Below are 16,037 nucleotides of genomic sequence, written 5' to 3' on the forward strand. Positions count from 1 at the left end.
GCCATGTTTCGTGTGCTGCTGCGCCTCTACCTGATCACCATCGTCACCTACAGTGCGGCGATGTACCTGATTCCCAAACTGGTCATCCAGCTGTTCGAACACCGTTACCTGGATTACAACGTCGAGCAGTCCCGTGGCCAGCAAACCCTGATCGTCAGGCAGTACCAACGGGCGCCGGTGGAGCGTTGGTCCCAGGTGACCGAGCAACTGGGCCGCGACTTTGCACCGCTCAAAGTGCAACTGCTGCTACGCCAGGACGCCAGCTACACCCCGCAGGAAGCAGCGCTGCTGGAGCAGGGCAAACCGGTGATTCGCCTGGGGGAGTGGGGCTGGATGGAAGAAATCAGCTCGCCGCTCAACCAGCAGTTCGTGGTCAAGCTGACCGTCCCGCCAGACCCGCTGGACATGAACCTGCTGTACTGGTCGATGAATGTGCTGATCGGTGCTGCGTTGCTCGCGTGCCTGCTGTTCTGGCTGCGCCCGCACTGGCGCGACCTGGAACGCCTGAAAAGCACCGCCGCCCAATTGGGCAAGGGCAACCTGGCCGAGCGCACACGTATCCCGCCCAGCTCCAACATCGGCAGCCTGGCGGCGGTGTTCGACACCATGGCCGACGACATCGAACACCTGCTCAACCAGCAGCGGGATTTGCTCAACGCCGTCTCCCACGAACTGCGCACGCCGTTGACGCGCCTGGATTTCGGCCTGGCGCTTGCGCTGTCCGAAGACTTGCCCGAGGCCAGCCGCGAGCGCCTGCACGGCCTGGTGGCGCATATCCGTGAGCTGGATGAACTGGTGCTGGAGTTGCTCTCCTACAGCCGCCTGCAAAACCCGGCGCAACTGCCGGAGCGGGTGGACGTAGTGCTTGATGAATTTATCGACAGCGTCCTGGGCAGCGTCGACGACGAGTTGGAAAACCCCGAGATCGTCATCGACGTGGTGCTCGACTGCGCCGTCGAGCGCTTCAGCCTCGATCCACGCCTGACGGCCCGCGCCTTGCAAAACCTGTTGCGCAACGCCACGCGCTACTGCGACAAACGCATCCAGGTGGGGGTCAAGGTGTGTCCCAAGGGGTGTGAAATCTGGGTGGATGACGATGGCATCGGCATCCCGTTGGACCAGCGCGAGCGCATCTTCGAACCGTTCTACCGCCTCGACCGCAGCCGCGACCGCAGCACCGGCGGCTTCGGCCTGGGCCTGGCCATCAGCCGCCGCGCCCTGGAAGCCCAGGGCGGTACCTTGACGGCCCAGACATCGCCGTTGGGCGGCGCACGGTTTCGCGTGTGGCTGCCGTGCGTCGGTTGATCAGAGCACCTTGACCGCACGGCCGATGGCCTGGATCGGCCCGGTGGGTTTGCCGGTCGGCGAGCCGCGCGGGTCTTCCAGGGTCAGCTCGAACAATTGGTTGGGCGACAGCGGCGGGAGCCGGTCCAGCGGCACCGACAGCGTTTGACCCGGCTTGACCAGCCCCAGTGATACCGGACCTTGCCAGCCATCGCCCTTGGTCCAGAACTGCAGGGCCTTGTCCGCCGGGACCTCCATCACACCCAATGGAATCAGCTGGATGTTCTGGTCATTGCTGGCCTGGATCACCCAACCTGGTGCCTGGCTTTGCGGTGCCACCAGCACCACCACAAAGGCCGGATCCGCGATGGGCGGGCGGGTCAGCAATAACGTCGCCAGCACCACACTCGCCGCCAAGCCAGCAGCGGCCAGGCCACGCCACAACGCCAGCAGGTTCCACCAGGGGACGCGGGCGTCCGGGCTGGCGGTGTGGCGTTCGATACGCCGCCATAACTGTGCTGAAGGCAACACCGGTTCGGCCAACGCAGTCAGGGGCAGCAGGCGCTGTTCCCAGGCATCCACCGCCGCACGCAACTCGGCATCGTGGGGCAGGCGTTGCTCCACCTCGGCCCGTTGTTCGGCGGGCAGGGTGCCCAGCACGTATTCGCTGGCCAATTCGTCCAAGGGGTTGTTCATGCCATGCACTCCCGCAGCGCGGCGAGGCTACGTTTGATCCAGGCTTTGACGGTCCCCAGCGGGGTATCCAGCCTCGATGCGATTTCGCTGTGGGAATAGCCGTCGACATACGCATGCAGGATGCAGGTGCGACGGGCCGGGTCGAGCTGCTCCAGGCAGATGTGGATCTGCCCGGAACGCGCGGAAAATTCAAACGTGTCAGTGGGCGCTGCGACCTGTTCGTGTTCGTCGCCCAGCGGGACCTCACGGTAATGATTGCGCACCAGATTAAGGGCCAGGTGACGGGTCACGCTGAATACCCAACCCCGCGCCGAACCACGGCTGGGGTCGAAACTGCCAGCGCCGCGCCAGATCCTGATAAACGCGTCATGCACGATATCCTCGGCCAGCGCTCGATCACGTACGATACGCAGGGCTACGCCGAGCAAATGGCTGCTGTCCTGCTCGTACAGTCGGCGCAGGGCGCGTTGGTCGCCACGGGCACAGGCCAGCAGACAGGCTTCGTAATCAAACACGCGCATCCCTCAAATGGCTGAACCCCTGTGGCGAGCGTGCTCGCCACAGGCAGCGTAGCGCAGTTTGCTCAGTTGGCCGCCCAGAAGATGTAGTCGGCCTGGTACTTCACCACTTCCTGCTTGCCCTTGTTGGCGGCTGTGCACTCGCTGCTCGGCGCCACGCCGCCTTTCAGGGCGACACGCTGGATGTAACTCACGCCACTCATCGCGCCTTTGCCTTCGGCCGGGTTGGCCTTGACCAGTTGATACGGCAGGTTGCCCGGGCTCGATGGCGCCACGGCCAGTTGCGTACCGGTGATTTTCGAACCGTCCTTGGCTTGCCAGGTGGCCGGTGGGCCGAAGTAAGTGCCGACTGGCTTGCCGCTGCGATCATTGAGCACGGCCTTGGGGCCGACGAAGGTCCATTCGGTCTGGCCCGCAGCGTTGGCTTTATCACGGCACTCGTAGGTGATTTCGCCGACGCCGGTGGTTTCCATCGCCACTTTATGGCCGTCAGGCACCTTGATGCTGTCGGGCAGGCCGGCCTGGGCAAAGGCGGCAGGGCTGGCCACGAGCAAACCGGTGAGGCAGAGCAGGGCTTTAGCGTTCATGGGTGTTTCTCCATTAGATGAAACAGCAGGGTTGCTGCAAGGACTACCCATGGGCACGCCAACTGGATGCAGGGCTCGGCAAAAAAAACTGCATCAGGCGAAAAAGATCTAAAGTCAGATCATATTGGTATAAGTCGTTATAAGAAAAATCGCTATCCTGCCGCCAGAAATTTATAAGGCCGCGGGTAGCTGTAATGGAAGTGGGTAACTTTGGTTTCGTAATTGCCGGCCTGATCGTGGGTTTTATCGTGGGCATGACCGGTGTCGGCGGGGGCTCGTTGATGACCCCGATCCTGTTGTGGTTCGGCATCAACCCGGCCACGGCCGTGGGTACTGACCTGCTGTACGCCGCCATCACCAAGTCCGGTGGCGTGCTGGTCCACAGCAAGAACAAGAACATCGACTGGACCATCACCGGCTGGCTCACCCTGGGCAGCGTGCCTGCGGTGCTGCTGACTTTGTGGTTCCTCGCCAGCTTGCACACCGACCCGACGGCGATGAACGCGGTGATCAAGCAAGCCCTCGGCGTGGTGCTGCTGCTGACGGCCCTGGCGATCCTGTTCAAGAAAACCCTGTTGGCCTTTGCCCAGCGCCATGCGGGCGACAGCTATCACATGAACCCGCGCAATCTCAACGCGCTGACGGTGCTTACCGGCGCCATCCTCGGCACCATGGTCGCCCTGACCTCCATCGGCGCCGGCGCACTCGGTACCGTGGCGTTGTTTATCCTGTACCCGTTCCTGGCCACCCGCCGTCTGGTCGGCACCGAAATCGCCCACGCCGTGCCCCTGACCCTGGTGGCGGGCCTGGGCCATGCGGGCATGGGCAATATGGACTGGCACCTGCTGGGTTTTCTGCTGATGGGCTCACTGCCGGGCATTTATGTGGGCAGCCACATGACCGGCAAGATCCCGGACGGCGTGCTGCGCCCGTGCCTGGCGATCATGTTGATGGCGGTCGGGTACAAACTGGCCTTCTAGGCTATAGGCACTCCAAGTGTGCCAGGCCTCAGTGCTTTGCCGGGCCGTTGCCGATCTGCCATACGAACGGCGGCTCGGTTCCATTGATCACCCAGTCCCCCACAATCCGCGCCTTGTAGATCACCGGGTTGTGCGACGACACCGTCCGCGCATTGCGCCAGTGCCGATCAAGGGCCTTGCCCTGGCGCACATCTGACGCCCCCAGCGCATTGAACAGCTCGCTGGTCGCGCGCTGGATCAACTGCGACACCACCACCTGCGCCGTCGCCGATTCAGTCTCGGCCGCCACATTGGCTTCGCGCTCCACCGCATCATCACCGCCAAACCGTGCCACGTAGGCCTGTTGTGCCGGTAACGTCGCCCTCAAGGCACTGGCTTGCGCGGCATACACCAGCGCCGCCACTTCGCCGACTACCTGTTGAATCTGTGCGTCCTGGCTCACATGGGGCGCATTGCCATGGCTGTAGATGCGCTTTCGGCTACGCACTTGATGGGCCACGTCGCGCAGGGCCGCACGGCCGATACCGGCCAGGCTGGCCAGCAGCACCAACTGGTAGAAAGCGGTCTGGTATTTGAAGCGGGTGGCGAAGTCGATGACGTTGTCGGCCTCGACCTCGGCGTCGGTAAAGCGCGAAGTGCCGCTGCCAGTGGTGCGCTGGCCGAAGCCGTCCCAATCGTCGCTGTGCACCACGCCCGGCTGGCGTGCGCGGGTGGCGGCGATCACGTCGGCGCCGGTGTCGCTGCGCTGGGCGTACACGTCGATCCAGTCAGAGAAGATGCTGCCGGTGCTGTAGAACTTTTCACCGTTGAGTTTCCACTTGTCGCCGTCGGGGCTGACCTGGGTGACCACCTCCCCGATGGCCACGTTGCCGATTTCGGTCCAGGCGCAGCCGACGATGTCGCCGTCGACAAACCGCTTGAACCACAGGTCACGGCCGGCGCTCGGCGGCGCATTCAGGCGGTCTTCGGCAAAGGCGAAATGCCCGCGCAGGGCCTGCGGCACGTTGGAGTCGGCTTCGGCCAGTTCGATCAACAGTTCAAACAACTGGGGCAGGGACGCACCGCCGCCGCCGTATTCCACCGGGACGCGCACCGCGCCAAAGCCGGCCTCCTTGAGCCATTGGATCGGCTCATGGGGCAGGGTGCGGCTGAGTTCGCGCTGCACCGCACCGTCGGCAATGCGCTGGAAGATCGGGCGAAAACGCGCGGCCAGGGTGGGGTAATCGACGCCGATGGACAGCGGGTTGATGACGTGATGTTCAGTCATGGGCAAGGCTCCGGGGCAGTGGTCAATGCAGGGGGGATTGCACACTCCGTGCCGGGTGCGTGGCCCAATGTTTACGGGGGATTTGCCTGGGTCACTGTTGCGCCAGCAACAGCAATCCGACAAACCGGCGCAATCCCTGACATTTGCCTGCGCGCCCACCATGGCCTGATTTTTGGCCGCAACCCTGATGGCGTGGGCGTTTGCGTCTGGCTGGCACGCTTGCTGCTCAAGCCCTGTTACATCCCTTTTGCACGAGGTACCGTTCGATGAGTCAGCAAGCCGTGAAATTTGCCTATTGGGTGCCCAACGTCAGCGGTGGGCTGGTGGTCAGCAAGATTGAACAACGCACCGACTGGGGCATCGACTACAACCGCAAACTGGCGCAACTGGCCGAAGCTGCCGGCTTTGAGTATGGCCTGACCCAGATCCGTTTCACCGCCGGCTACGGCGCCGAGAACCAGCATGAATCCGTGGCGTTCAGCCATGCGCTGCTGGCGGCCACCACCACGCTCAAGGTCATCGCGGCGATCCTGCCTGGCCCGTGGCAGCCGGCGCTGGCGGCCAAGCAACTGGCGACCATCGACCAACTCACCAATGGCCGCATCGCGGTGAATATCGTCAGCGGCTGGTTCAAGGGGGAATTCCAGGCCATCGGCGAACACTGGCTGGAGCACGACGAGCGCTATCGCCGCTCCGAAGAATTTATCCGCGCCCTCAAAGGCATCTGGACCCAGGACGACTTTACCTTCAAGGGCGATTTCTACCGCTTCAATAACTACACCCTCAAGCCCAAGCCACTGGGCCAGCCGGAAGTGTTCCAGGGCGGCAGTTCACGGGCGGCGAGGGACATGGCGGCACGAGTCTCCGACTGGTACTTCACCAACGGCAACACCCCGGAAGGGATCAAGGCCCAGGTCGATGACATTCGCGCCAAGGCGGCGGCGAATAACCATTCGGTTAAGGTCGGCGTCAACGCATTTGTGATCGCCCGCGACACCGAAGAAGAAGCCCGCGCTGTGCTCGCCGAGATTATCAACAAGGCGGACCCGGAAGCGGTCAATGCGTTTGGCGATGCGGCCAGGCAGGCGGGCAAGGCTTCACCGGAAGGCGAGGGCAACTGGGCCAAGTCCAGCTTTGAAGACCTGGTGCAATACAACGACGGCTTCAAGACCAACCTGATCGGCACCCCGCAGCAGATCGCCGAGCGCATCATTGCGCTCAAGGCGGTGGGGGTGGATCTGGTGCTGGCGGGGTTCCTGCACTTCCAGGAAGAAGTGGAGTACTTCGGCAAGCGCGTGTTGCCGCTGGTGCGTGAGCTGGAAGCCAAGCACGGAATCAGGGAAGTGGCCTGAGCCCAGGCCAGGCTCAGGCGCCTGGCTGCAAGGTCAACACCTCGAACCCGTCCGCCGTCACCGCCACGGTGTGTTCCCACTGCGCCGACAGGCTGTTGTCCTTGGTAACCACCGTCCAGCCATCCTTGAGGCTGCGTGTCTTGGCGCCGCCCTGGTTGAGCATCGGCTCGATGGTAAACACCATGCCTTCGCGCAGCTCCAGACCAGTGCCGGGGCGGCCGAAATGCAGGATCTGCGGTTCCTCATGCATCTGCTTGCCGATGCCATGACCACAGTATTCACGCACCACGCTGTAGCCGTTGGCCTGGGCGTGGCTCTGGATCGCGTGGCCAATATCACCCAGGCGGGCGCCGGGCTTGACCTGGCGGATGCCGGCCCACATCGCTTCGAAGGTCATCTCCACCAGGCGCCGGGCCTTGGGGGCAACGGTGCCGATCATGTACATCTTGCTGGAATCGGCGATGTAGCCGCCTTTTTCCAGGGTGATGTCGATATTGATGATGTCGCCGTCCTTGAGGACCTCCTTGGCGCTGGGCATGCCATGGCACACCACCTCGTTGATCGAGGTGTTGATCGAGAACGGGTAATCGTATTGCCCCAGGCTGGCGGGGCGGGCTTTGAGGTCGTTACGGATGAAGGCTTCGACGGCGGCGTCCAGCTCCAGGGTGGAGCGGCCGGCGGCGACAAAACCGTCGAGCATGCTGAACACCTGGGCCAGCAGGCGCCCGGCTTCGCGCATCACGGCCAGTTGGGCGGTGGTCTTGATCATCAGCTGCGCCCCCGGATCAGGTCGGGTTTGTCGAGCAACAATCTGTTAATCAGCTCGTTGTAGGGCAGGCTGGGGTTGAGTTCGGCGAGCAGGCCGATCTTGATCCAGAACTCGGCCTGAGCGTTGATGGAACGGTCCATCGTCGCGCTGGCCAGGCGCAGTTGTTCGTGCAGTTGGTCGGTGATCTTGACGATGCCCATGGGGTTCACTGTTTAAGTTGGATATACAAAGCGTATACGTTTCGTATGTCCGGCGTAAACCCCACGGGCTAAATGGCGCTGGGTCATTGACTTGCACGGCAACGCCCGGTTAATTTCGTGACATGACATTTCAAGCCTTCCGCAGCCAGCCAAGCATTATTACCGCCATTCCTCATTTGGCGGGATAGCACACGGCTGCACCCAAACCCGCCTTAGAGGCGGGTTTTGTTTTTCCGTCTCCAGGGCCATCCAAAAAAAGCCAGGAGACACCGATGAGCGCATCAACCCCAAGGGCTAGCCAAGACACCGCACTGCTTGAGCACTACGTGAAAAAGATCCTCGCCGCGCCCGTCTACGACCTGGCGGTGCGCACGCCGTTGCAGGCGGCGCCGGCGTTATCGGCGTTGCTCGGCAACACGGTGCTGCTCAAGCGCGAAGACTTGCAGCCGACCTTTTCCTTCAAGATCCGCGGTGCCTACAACAAGTTGGTGCAGCTCACCGACGAGCAAAAGGCGCGTGGCGTAGTGACGGCCTCGGCAGGCAATCACGCTCAGGGCGTGGCGCTGGCGGCGCGGGAGCTGGGGATCAAGGCGCGTATCGTCATGCCCTGCAGCACGCCTGAGTTGAAGGTCTTGGGTGTGCGCTCCCGAGGCGCCGAAGCGGTGCTGCACGGCGAGAGTTTCCCGTTCGCCCTGGCCCATGCGCTGCAACTGGCCGAGACCTCGGGCTGTACTTTCGTTTCGCCGTTCGATGACCCGGACGTGATCGCCGGCCAGGGCACCGTGGCCATGGAACTCCTGCGCCAGCAACAGGGCCCGCTGGACGCGATCTTCGTGCCGGTGGGCGGTGGCGGCCTGATCGCCGGCATCGCCGCCTACGTCAAATACCTGCGGCCGGAGGTGCGCGTCATCGGGGTCGAGCCGGAAGGCTCCAGTTGCCTGCTGGCCGCCTTGCGCGCCGGTGAACGCGTGGTGCTGCCCAGCGTGGACGGGTTTGCCGACGGCACCGCAGTGGCGCAGATCGGCGCCTACGGGTTTGAAATCTGCCGCGATTGGGTGGACGAGGTCATCACCGTGAGCAACGACCAGCTATGCAGCGCGATCAAGCTGATCTACGACGATACCCGCTCCATCACCGAACCCTCCGGCGCGCTGGCGGTGGCGGGCATTCGCAAGTACGTCCTGGAGCATGGCGTGCGTGCCCAGACCCTGGTGGCGGTGAATTCCGGGGCGAATATCAACTTTGATAGTTTGCGACATGTTGCTGAAAGGGTCACAGCGTACGCACACGAACTGCAGGGTTAAACGTTTAATCGTGGCTGTTCGCCGATGATATAAACGCTTCGGGCGAGGCTAGGTTTAAGTTATATAAACTTGTACCGTTCTTATGAGGAATTGTTACTACACGCGCGCATTTTGTTGAGTACGCTGAGTGGATGAAGGCGTCTTCCAAGGCTGGCAAGCGCCTGCATGACACATAACAAAACACTCTGTTGGCAGTCTCAAAAAAGGAGAGGTTAGCCATGCTTTCGGAACTAGAGCTACGCAGCATTATTGAAGGAAGTTTCCTGCCCAAACGGTGCGAATGCACCAAAGCCGAAGATGCTTCGCTGACGATCAAGATCTACGACGACCGCGATCGTGACCGGGTGGATTTGGAAGTCAAAGGCATCAACGCAGACAAACTCGACAGCAGTCGAGCGATTTGCAACCTGATCACCGGGTTGCGTGAAGACCTCAAACATACCCATGCACCCGCCCTCAAGAGAGCGGGAGGTCGAGCCTTTTACTAGGCAGACGCCTGAGAATGAACCACCGAAGACCTATGGGCCTGGACAAATGCCAGGCCCAGTACGGTTTCCGTTGCCACGGCCAGGAAAATCCCCGGCCCGGCATTGCCGCTGAACCACTCACACACGCCCAGCACAGCCAACACCAGGCAACCGATGGCAAAGCCACTGGTCATGGCGCGACGTGTGTCCGAGGGTGGCGCATGGCGGGCGCGGTAAAACATGATGCCGATGGCCAGGAACAGCGCGGCGCTGCGGCGGGCCACCAGGCCGGTGGCGTCGGACGATGTCACGCCCCACATGCCGAGCAGCAGCTCGGGGCGCAGCCCCCAGATAAGCGCGAGGGCGAAGCACAGCAGGGCGGTTGCGGTGGCGAGGGTACGAAAACTCAACGGCATGGCGATTCCTTTCGGCCTGGGGACAAGCCCGCCAGAATACGCCTATCTACGCGGGCTTGCTGTGTGACCGTGCAAGGCTCAATTCTGGAAGCTGCACGCATCGGACAGCTTGCGATAGCCCACATCCTCGATTTTCCCGGCCTTGTCCACGAACTTGATCATGAAACCGGGCGTTCAGCCCAACTGCTGGCGATACGGCAAGTCCGGGCCGGTCTTGGTGCAGGTCAGGGCGGCGGCGCGAATCGCGAAGCCAAGCATGGCGTCGATCTGCGCCCGGGTGAGCTGCTGCAGGCCGTCGACCGAATCCAACTGCTGCTCGGTCAGCCAGGCAATCAACGCCGCCTGGAAGGTATCGCCGGCGCCCACGGTGTCGGCCATCACCACCTTGACCGCCGGTTGCGACCACGTGCCATGCTGGCGGCTGAACACCGTGGCGCCGTCGCCGCCACGGGTGAGAAACACCAACTGGCACCGGTGCTGCAACCAGCCTTGCAGCACGCTTTCGGGGGATTGGCCGGGGTACAGCAGGTGCAAGTCTTCGTCGCTGACCTTGATCAGGTCGGCATGTTTGGCCAACTCCGCGACGCGGTCGCGCCATAACTGGATATCCGGTTGCGGGTTGAGGCGCACGTTGGGGTCGAGGCTGATCAGGCGCCGGCCGCTTTCGCGCCGGACCAGGGCCAGCAGGGTGTCGCCAATCGGCTGCACCACCAGGGAGAACGAGCCGATATGCAGCCCACGCACGTCATCACCCAGCACGGGCAGGTGCGCGACGTGCAGTTGCCGGTCGGCGCAGCCTTCGCCGCGAAAACTGTACTGCGGCGAGCCATTGGCGCCCACGGCGACCATTGCCAAGGTCGTCGGCGCGGCGAATTCCACCAGAAATTGCTGACTCACGCCTTCATCCTTGAGCACCTGCACCAAGCGACGACCGAGGAAGTCAGTGGACACGCCGCCGAACAGCCCCGCCTCAATGCCCAGGCGGCGCAAGCCGACGGCGACATTGAACGGCGAACCGCCGGCAATCGACTTGTAGTTGACCTTCGACGCCAGCCCGCTGGCATCCTCTTCGCTGAAGAAATCAAACAGCGCTTCACCACACACCAGATACATAGTCGTTCGCTCTTAAAGGGTTGCCACTAGCTGTTGATAACGCTCGTACGCCTGTTGATAGGCGCGGACATTGGCCGCGATCGGCAGCGTACGGCTGGCCGGATCGACGCTCACGCATTTGTCGCACAGGCTGGCCAGGGATTCGCCGGACTGGCTCCACGCCGCCTGGATCGCCGCGCCCAGGGCGGCGGCTTCGCTTTGTTCGGTGCAGATCACTTCGGTGTTCATGATATCGGCGACCATCTGCCGCCATACCGGGCTTTTCGAGCCGCCGCCGATCAGGCGGATACTCTGGCTTTGCAGGCCGGTCTGACGCAGCAGGTCGAGGCCGTAACGCAGGCCGAAGGTGGTGCCTTCGACCACGGCGCGGCACAGGTTGGCGCGGGTCAGGTTGGTCATGGTCAGCCCGTGCAGGCTGCCGGTGGCGTGGGGCAGGGCAGGCACGCGCTCGCCGTTGAGGAACGGCAGCATGCTCACGCCGTCGGCGCCGATCGGTGCTTGCTCGACCAGGGCGTTGAAGGTGTTCAGGTCCAGCTCGAACAGCTCGCGCATCACCCCGGTGGCGTTGGTCAAGTTCATGGTGCAGATCAGCGGCAGCCAGCCGCCGCTGGATGAGCAGAAGGTCGCCACCGAGGCCTGTGGGCTCACGTTGGGCTGGTCCGAAAATGCGTAGACGGTTCCCGATGAACCCAGGCTCATGGTGATCACGCCCGGCGCGATATTACCGGTGCCGATGGCGCCCATCATGTTGTCGCCGCCGCCGCTGGCGACAATCGCATTGGGGTTGATGCCCAGGCGTTCGGCAATGGCCGGCAGAATCGTGCCGACGCTTTGATTGGCTTCAACCAATTGCGGCAGTGCCTTTTCAAGGCGTCCGCTCGGGTCGATGTGCTTGAGCAGCGCCACATCCCACTCGCGGCTGCGCACGTTGAAGTAGCCGGTGCCCGAGGCATCGCCGTATTCCGCGACGGCACGGCCGGTCAGCCAGTAATTGAGGTAGTCGTGGGGCAGCAGGACATGGGCGATTTGCTTGAAGATGTCCGGGTGCTGTTCGCGGGTCCAGAGCAGTTTGGACACGGTGTAGCCCGGCGCGATGGCCACGCCCAGGCGCTCCAGCGAGCCGCTTTCGCCGCCCAGGTGCTGCAACAGGCGCTCGTTTTCGGAGGCGGTTTCGGTGTCGCACCACAACTTGGCCGGGCGCAATACCTGGCCCTCGGCATCCAGCAAGACCAGGCCATGTTGCTGGCCGGAAACGCCGATGCCGAGGATGTCCTGGCCGTCCACGCCGGCCTGTTGCAGGGCGCGGTGAGTGGCTTCGGTAAAGGCGTCCAGCCATTCCTGGGTGTGCTGCTCGCGGCGGCCGTTGGCGCCGCTGATCAGCGTGTGCGCGGCGGCGCCGAGGCCCAGCACCTTGCCGCTGGAAGCGTCGAGGACGATCGCCTTGGTGCCCTGGGTGCCGCAGTCGATGCCGAGGAACAGGTTTTGCTGGGTCATGATGGTGTGCTCAGCATTATTGTTGGAGTGTAAATGTGGGAGGGGGCTTGCCCCCGATAGCAGTGTGTCAGTGACAGATTTATTAACTGATACACCCTCATCGGGGGCAAGCCCCCTCCCACATTTTTAGGCCGGTTTCTTCAGTAACAGCTTCAGCGTTTTAGTGACGCCGTTGTCACGCAAGCTCACAAAACACCGCTCGAACGCTGCCACAAACTCAGGCGAGTTGGGAATAGCCGTGCCGAAAATCTCTTCAACGCCCAGCAAGCGCTTGCTGATCAGCGCGTCATCGCTCACCAGATCCTGGCAAAACTCGGCACGTGGATCCGGGATCTTGTAGCTCACGCCGTTCTCATCCACGCCCTTCAAATACAAGGCCCAGGCGGCGACCACCAGTGCAGCGCGTTCAGTCTCGCGGCCGTCCGCGATCAGACGATTGATGGTCGGCACGGTGAACTTGGGAAATTTCGACGAACCATCCGAGCACACCCGCTCCAACTGGTCGGCAATCGCTTGGTTGGAAAAACGGTCGACCAAGGTCTGTTTGTATTCGGTCAGGTCAATTCCCGGCACCGGCGCGAGGTTCGGCGTGACGTCCAGGTCCATATAGGCGCGCATATAGGCCACAAACACCGGGTCGTTCATGGTTTCGTGCACAAACCGATAACCTTTGAGAAACCCCAGGTAAGTCAGGGCCAAATGACTGCCATTGAGCAGGCCGATCTTCATTTCTTCGTAGGGCGTGACGTCATCGGTGAACTGCACGCCGACCTTTTCCCAGGCCGGGCGGCCGTTGACGAATTTGTCTTCCAGCACCCACTGCACAAAGGGTTCGCACACCACCGGCCAGGCATCGTCGATGCCGTGCTCGTCGTGCAATTGCAGGCGGTGGGCGGTGCTGGTCATCGGCGTGATGCGGTCGACCATGGCGTTCGGGAAGCTTACGTTGGCCTTGATCCAGTCGTGCAATTCGGCGTTGTGCAGGGCGGCGAAGGCCAGCAGCGCCTTGCGTGTGACGGCGCCGTTGTGGGGCAGGTTATCGCAGGACATTACAGTGAACGCGGGAATACCGGCGGCGCGGCGCTGGGTGAGGGCGGCGCAGATAAAGCCGAAGACGGTTTTGGGTGCGCTCGGGTGGGCCAAATCATGCTGGATCTGCGGCAGATGAGCCATGAACTCGCCGTTGCTGTCGTCGATGCAGTAGCCGCCTTCGGTGATGGTCAGGGAGACGATACGAATGGCCGGGTTGGCCAGTTTGTCGATCAGCGCCTGGGCGCCGTCTTCGGCCAGCAGCATGTCGCTGATGGCACCGATCACACGCACTTCGGTGTCGTCGGTGTCGCCCAGTTCATACAGGGTGAAGAGAAAATCCTGACCCGCCAGGTCGTCGCGGGCCTTGCGGTCTTCGGCCCGCAGGCCGACGCCGCAGATGCTCCAGTCCAGACCTTCACCTGAGTTCATCAGCGCATCGGTGTAATACGCCTGATGCGCCCGGTGGAAACCGCCGACGCCGATATGGGCGATGCCCTGGCGGGTGTCGGCAATGGCGTAGGCCGGGATTTTCACCTGCCCAGCCAGTTGCGTGAGGTTCTGTTTATTCAGTTTCATAACGTAATACTCGCGAAATCAGGCGGCAGCGCGCAGTGGGCGGGCCACGGCCACGCCGTCGGTGTCGAACAGGTGGCAGTGCGCCGGGTCCAGATGCAGGTGCAGGGTTTCGCCATACTGGCTGGCCATGTCGCCGCGGATGCGCAGGGTCAACGGCTCGCCGTTGGCGGTGTTGACGTGGCAGAACGTGTCGCTGCCCAGGCGCTCGCCCACATCGGCGGTGACGGTCAGGGTGGTTTGGCCAGGCGCTGCGATTTCCAGGTGTTCCGGACGAATGCCCAGGGTGATCGCGCTGCCGACGTTCAAGGTCGGGCCACTGAGCGGCAGGGTGATCAAGGTGCCGGCGTCCAGTTGCACTTCGCAGGCCTGGGACTCGACGCGGGTGACCTTGCCCTTGAGAAAGCCCATCTTCGGCGTGCCGAGAAAGCCCGCCACAAACAGGTTGGCCGGCTGGTGATACAGCTCCAGCGGCGAGCCGACCTGCTCGATACGGCCGCTGTTCAGCACCACCACTTTGTCGGCCAGGGTCATGGCCTCGACCTGGTCGTGGGTCACGTAGATCATGGTCGCCTGCAGTTCTTTATGCAGGCGCGCCAGTTCCAGGCGCATCTGTACGCGCAGGGCGGCGTCAAGGTTGGACAGCGGTTCATCGAACAGGAAAATCTTCGGGTTGCGCACAATCGCCCGGCCAATCGCCACGCGCTGGCGCTGGCCGCCCGACAGTTGCTTGGGCTTGCGCTCCAGCAGCGGGCCCAGTTCCAGGATGCGCGCCGCCTCGCTGACTTTGCTTTCGACCAGCTTCTTGTCAACGCCGGCCAGGTCCAGGGCAAACGACATATTCTTGCGCACGCTCATATGCGGGTACAGCGCGTACGTCTGGAACACCATCGCCAGGTCGCGCTTGGCCGGGGTCACTTCAGTGATGTCGCGACCGTCGAGTTCGATGGTGCCTGCGCTGACTTCTTCCAGGCCGGCGATCAGGCGCAGCAGGGTGGACTTACCGCAGCCCGACGGGCCGACGAAGACCACGAACTCCTTGTCGTTCACTTCCAGGTCGATGCCTTTGATGATCGAGAAACCTTCGAAGCCTTTTTGCAGATTCTTGATTTTCAGGTTGGCCATGATGGGCCCTCCGCTAGAAATTATTATTTAACGGCGCCGAAGGACAAACCGCGTACCAGCTGTTTCTGGCTGATCCAGCCAAAGATCAGGATCGGCGCACAGGCGAGGGTCGAGACGGCGGATAATTTGGCCCAGAACAAGCCTTCGGGGCTGGAGTAGGAGGCGATCAGCGCGGTCAACGGCGCGGCGTTCGATGAGGTCAGGTTCAGCGACCAGAACGCCTCGTTCCAGCACAGGATCAGCGACAGCAACACCGTGGAGGCCAGGCCGCCCTTGGCAATCGGCAGCAGCACGCGGACCATTTCCTGCCACAGGGTGGCCCCGTCCAGGCGGGCGGCTTCGAGGATGTCCTTGGGGATGTCTTTGAAGTAGGTGTAGACCATCCACACCACAATCGGCAGGTTGATCAGGGTGTAGATGATGATCAGCGCGATGCGCGTATCCAGCAGGCCAAAACTCTTGGCCAGCAGGTAGATCGGCATCAGCACGCCCACCGGCGGCAGCATTTTGGTGGACAGCATCCACAGCAGCGTGCCCTTGGTGCGCTGGGTTTCGTAGAACGCCATGGAGTAGGCCGCTGGCACCGAGATCAGTAGGCAAAGAGCGGTGGCGCTGAAGGAAATCAGCACCGAGTTCCAGGCATAGCTGAAGTAGTTGCTGCGCTCGTTGATGTGCAGGTAGTTCTCCAGCGTCGGCGTGAAGATGAACTGCGGCGGCGTGGCGAACGCGTCGATTTCGGTCTTGAAGCTGGTCAGCACCATCCAGAAGATCGGGAAGAAGATCAGGATCGCGATGGCCCAGGCCAATGTGCCGAGCAACAGGCTTTGCAGGCGGCGGGATTGTTGAAGCGTCATGGCGCG

General features: G+C 62.5%; 17 protein-coding genes and 1 pseudogene. 5 read left to right on the forward strand and 13 right to left on the reverse strand.

Annotated elements, in window-relative coordinates; all coding sequences use genetic code 11:
- Window positions 1-3 precede the first annotated feature (3 nt).
- Window positions 4-1,305 carry an ATP-binding protein gene (locus tag EJD88_RS21515; RefSeq protein ID WP_099585204.1) on the forward strand — a complete coding sequence of 434 codons (1,302 nt, stop codon included), beginning with the start codon at window positions 4-6 and terminating at the stop codon, window positions 1,303-1,305.
- Here EJD88_RS21515 and EJD88_RS21520 read toward each other — a convergent pair whose 3' ends face one another.
- The 3 genes from EJD88_RS21520 to EJD88_RS21530 form a co-directional block, all read right to left on the reverse strand.
- The gene (locus tag EJD88_RS21520) at window positions 1,306-1,980 is read right to left on the reverse strand and encodes an anti-sigma factor domain-containing protein (RefSeq protein ID WP_158878981.1); all 675 of its coding nucleotides are present in this window, start codon (window positions 1,978-1,980) and stop codon (window positions 1,306-1,308) included.
- Window positions 1,977-2,495: a sigma-70 family RNA polymerase sigma factor gene (locus EJD88_RS21525; protein ID WP_256674405.1), complete on the reverse strand. Its 519-nt coding sequence runs from the start codon at window positions 2,493-2,495 to the stop codon at window positions 1,977-1,979. Before EJD88_RS21525 ends, EJD88_RS21520 begins: the two co-directional genes overlap by 4 nt.
- 68 nt (window positions 2,496-2,563) lie before the next feature.
- The gene (locus EJD88_RS21530) at window positions 2,564-3,085 is read right to left on the reverse strand and encodes a DUF3455 domain-containing protein (protein WP_158878983.1); all 522 of its coding nucleotides are present in this window, start codon (window positions 3,083-3,085) and stop codon (window positions 2,564-2,566) included.
- A gap of 194 nt (window positions 3,086-3,279) precedes the next feature.
- Between EJD88_RS21530 and EJD88_RS21535 the strand changes: the two genes are divergently transcribed.
- Window positions 3,280-4,065 carry a sulfite exporter TauE/SafE family protein gene (locus EJD88_RS21535; protein ID WP_099585200.1) on the forward strand — a complete coding sequence of 262 codons (786 nt, stop codon included), beginning with the start codon at window positions 3,280-3,282 and terminating at the stop codon, window positions 4,063-4,065.
- Between the two features lie 28 nt (window positions 4,066-4,093).
- Here the strand turns inward: EJD88_RS21535 and EJD88_RS21540 are convergent, their stop codons facing one another.
- On the reverse strand, window positions 4,094-5,332 hold the full coding sequence (locus EJD88_RS21540) for an acyl-CoA dehydrogenase family protein (RefSeq protein WP_158878984.1): 1,239 nt from the start codon (window positions 5,330-5,332) through the stop codon (window positions 4,094-4,096).
- A gap of 266 nt (window positions 5,333-5,598) precedes the next feature.
- Here EJD88_RS21540 and sfnG point away from each other — a divergent pair, with 266 nt between their 5' ends.
- A complete protein-coding gene (gene sfnG / locus EJD88_RS21545; protein WP_099585198.1) occupies window positions 5,599-6,684 on the forward strand; it encodes a dimethylsulfone monooxygenase SfnG in 1,086 nt (361 codons plus the stop codon).
- 13 nt (window positions 6,685-6,697) lie between these two features.
- On the opposite strand, the gene map is transcribed toward sfnG, so the two are convergent.
- Together map and EJD88_RS21555 are read right to left on the reverse strand one after the other, a co-directional pair.
- Window positions 6,698-7,453, reverse strand: coding sequence for a type I methionyl aminopeptidase (gene map, locus EJD88_RS21550; protein WP_158878985.1), 756 nt, complete (start codon window positions 7,451-7,453; stop codon window positions 6,698-6,700).
- Window positions 7,453-7,653 carry a ParD-like family protein gene (locus tag EJD88_RS21555; protein WP_099585196.1) on the reverse strand — a complete coding sequence of 67 codons (201 nt, stop codon included), beginning with the start codon at window positions 7,651-7,653 and terminating at the stop codon, window positions 7,453-7,455. The genes map and EJD88_RS21555 overlap by 1 nt, the downstream gene beginning before the upstream one ends.
- 272 nt (window positions 7,654-7,925) lie before the next feature.
- On the opposite strand from EJD88_RS21555, the gene ilvA reads away from it, so the two are divergent.
- Window positions 7,926-8,957 (forward strand): threonine ammonia-lyase, biosynthetic, encoded by a 1,032-nt coding sequence (gene ilvA, locus EJD88_RS21560; protein WP_158878986.1) that lies wholly within the window; start codon window positions 7,926-7,928, stop codon window positions 8,955-8,957.
- 218 nt (window positions 8,958-9,175) lie between these two features.
- Window positions 9,176-9,445 (forward strand): DUF1652 domain-containing protein, encoded by a 270-nt coding sequence (locus tag EJD88_RS21565; protein ID WP_158878987.1) that lies wholly within the window; start codon window positions 9,176-9,178, stop codon window positions 9,443-9,445.
- On the opposite strand, the gene EJD88_RS21570 is transcribed toward EJD88_RS21565, so the two are convergent.
- The 7 genes and pseudogenes from EJD88_RS21570 to EJD88_RS21595 form a co-directional block, all read right to left on the reverse strand.
- Window positions 9,442-9,840, reverse strand: coding sequence for a hypothetical protein (locus EJD88_RS21570; protein WP_112195076.1), 399 nt, complete (start codon window positions 9,838-9,840; stop codon window positions 9,442-9,444). The two genes, EJD88_RS21565 and EJD88_RS21570, sit on opposite strands and share 4 nt — an antisense overlap.
- A 78-nt stretch (window positions 9,841-9,918) precedes the next feature.
- Window positions 9,919-9,999, reverse strand: a pseudogene (locus tag EJD88_RS27310) (DUF2790 domain-containing protein); the annotation flags it as partial.
- Window positions 10,000-10,014: 15 nt separating this feature from the next.
- Window positions 10,015-10,953: a carbohydrate kinase gene (locus EJD88_RS21575; RefSeq protein WP_158878988.1), complete on the reverse strand. Its 939-nt coding sequence runs from the start codon at window positions 10,951-10,953 to the stop codon at window positions 10,015-10,017.
- Window positions 10,954-10,965: 12 nt separating this feature from the next.
- Window positions 10,966-12,447, reverse strand: coding sequence for a xylulokinase (gene xylB, locus EJD88_RS21580; RefSeq protein WP_158878989.1), 1,482 nt, complete (start codon window positions 12,445-12,447; stop codon window positions 10,966-10,968).
- 126 nt (window positions 12,448-12,573) lie between these two features.
- A complete protein-coding gene (locus EJD88_RS21585) occupies window positions 12,574-14,055 on the reverse strand; it encodes a mannitol dehydrogenase family protein (RefSeq protein ID WP_158878990.1) in 1,482 nt (493 codons plus the stop codon).
- Window positions 14,056-14,073: 18 nt separating this feature from the next.
- A complete protein-coding gene (locus tag EJD88_RS21590; RefSeq protein WP_158878991.1) occupies window positions 14,074-15,177 on the reverse strand; it encodes an ABC transporter ATP-binding protein in 1,104 nt (367 codons plus the stop codon).
- Window positions 15,178-15,200: 23 nt separating this feature from the next.
- A complete protein-coding gene (locus tag EJD88_RS21595) occupies window positions 15,201-16,031 on the reverse strand; it encodes a carbohydrate ABC transporter permease (protein WP_017848429.1) in 831 nt (276 codons plus the stop codon).
- Window positions 16,032-16,037: the final 6 nt, after the last annotated feature.

It is taken from the genome of Pseudomonas sp. PB105 (assembly GCF_009764655.1).
In the GTDB taxonomy this organism is placed as follows: domain Bacteria; phylum Pseudomonadota; class Gammaproteobacteria; order Pseudomonadales; family Pseudomonadaceae; genus Aquipseudomonas; species Aquipseudomonas cyclaminis.

Excerpts from the sequence above, each read along its gene's own strand:
- EJD88_RS21570 (WP_112195076.1), bottom strand. The coding sequence starts at position 9,840 with ATGCCGTTGAGTTTTCGTACCCTCGCCACCGCAACCGCCCTGCTGTGC.
- EJD88_RS21585 (WP_158878990.1), bottom strand. The coding sequence starts at position 14,055 with ATGAAACTGAATAAACAGAACCTCACGCAACTGGCTGGGCAGGTGAAA.
- EJD88_RS21520 (WP_158878981.1), bottom strand. The coding sequence starts at position 1,980 with ATGAACAACCCCTTGGACGAATTGGCCAGCGAATACGTGCTGGGCACC.
- EJD88_RS21595 (WP_017848429.1), bottom strand. The coding sequence starts at position 16,031 with ATGACGCTTCAACAATCCCGCCGCCTGCAAAGCCTGTTGCTCGGCACA.
- EJD88_RS21575 (WP_158878988.1), bottom strand. The coding sequence starts at position 10,953 with ATGTATCTGGTGTGTGGTGAAGCGCTGTTTGATTTCTTCAGCGAAGAG.
- xylB (WP_158878989.1), bottom strand. The coding sequence starts at position 12,447 with ATGACCCAGCAAAACCTGTTCCTCGGCATCGACTGCGGCACCCAGGGC.
- EJD88_RS21555 (WP_099585196.1), bottom strand. The coding sequence starts at position 7,653 with ATGGGCATCGTCAAGATCACCGACCAACTGCACGAACAACTGCGCCTG.
- map (WP_158878985.1), bottom strand. The coding sequence starts at position 7,453 with ATGATCAAGACCACCGCCCAACTGGCCGTGATGCGCGAAGCCGGGCGC.
- sfnG (WP_099585198.1), top strand. The coding sequence starts at position 5,599 with ATGAGTCAGCAAGCCGTGAAATTTGCCTATTGGGTGCCCAACGTCAGC.
- EJD88_RS21540 (WP_158878984.1), bottom strand. The coding sequence starts at position 5,332 with ATGACTGAACATCACGTCATCAACCCGCTGTCCATCGGCGTCGATTAC.
- EJD88_RS21565 (WP_158878987.1), top strand. The coding sequence starts at position 9,176 with ATGCTTTCGGAACTAGAGCTACGCAGCATTATTGAAGGAAGTTTCCTG.
- EJD88_RS21530 (WP_158878983.1), bottom strand. The coding sequence starts at position 3,085 with ATGAACGCTAAAGCCCTGCTCTGCCTCACCGGTTTGCTCGTGGCCAGC.
- EJD88_RS21515 (WP_099585204.1), top strand. The coding sequence starts at position 4 with ATGTTTCGTGTGCTGCTGCGCCTCTACCTGATCACCATCGTCACCTAC.
- EJD88_RS21535 (WP_099585200.1), top strand. The coding sequence starts at position 3,280 with ATGGAAGTGGGTAACTTTGGTTTCGTAATTGCCGGCCTGATCGTGGGT.
- EJD88_RS21590 (WP_158878991.1), bottom strand. The coding sequence starts at position 15,177 with ATGGCCAACCTGAAAATCAAGAATCTGCAAAAAGGCTTCGAAGGTTTC.
- ilvA (WP_158878986.1), top strand. The coding sequence starts at position 7,926 with ATGAGCGCATCAACCCCAAGGGCTAGCCAAGACACCGCACTGCTTGAG.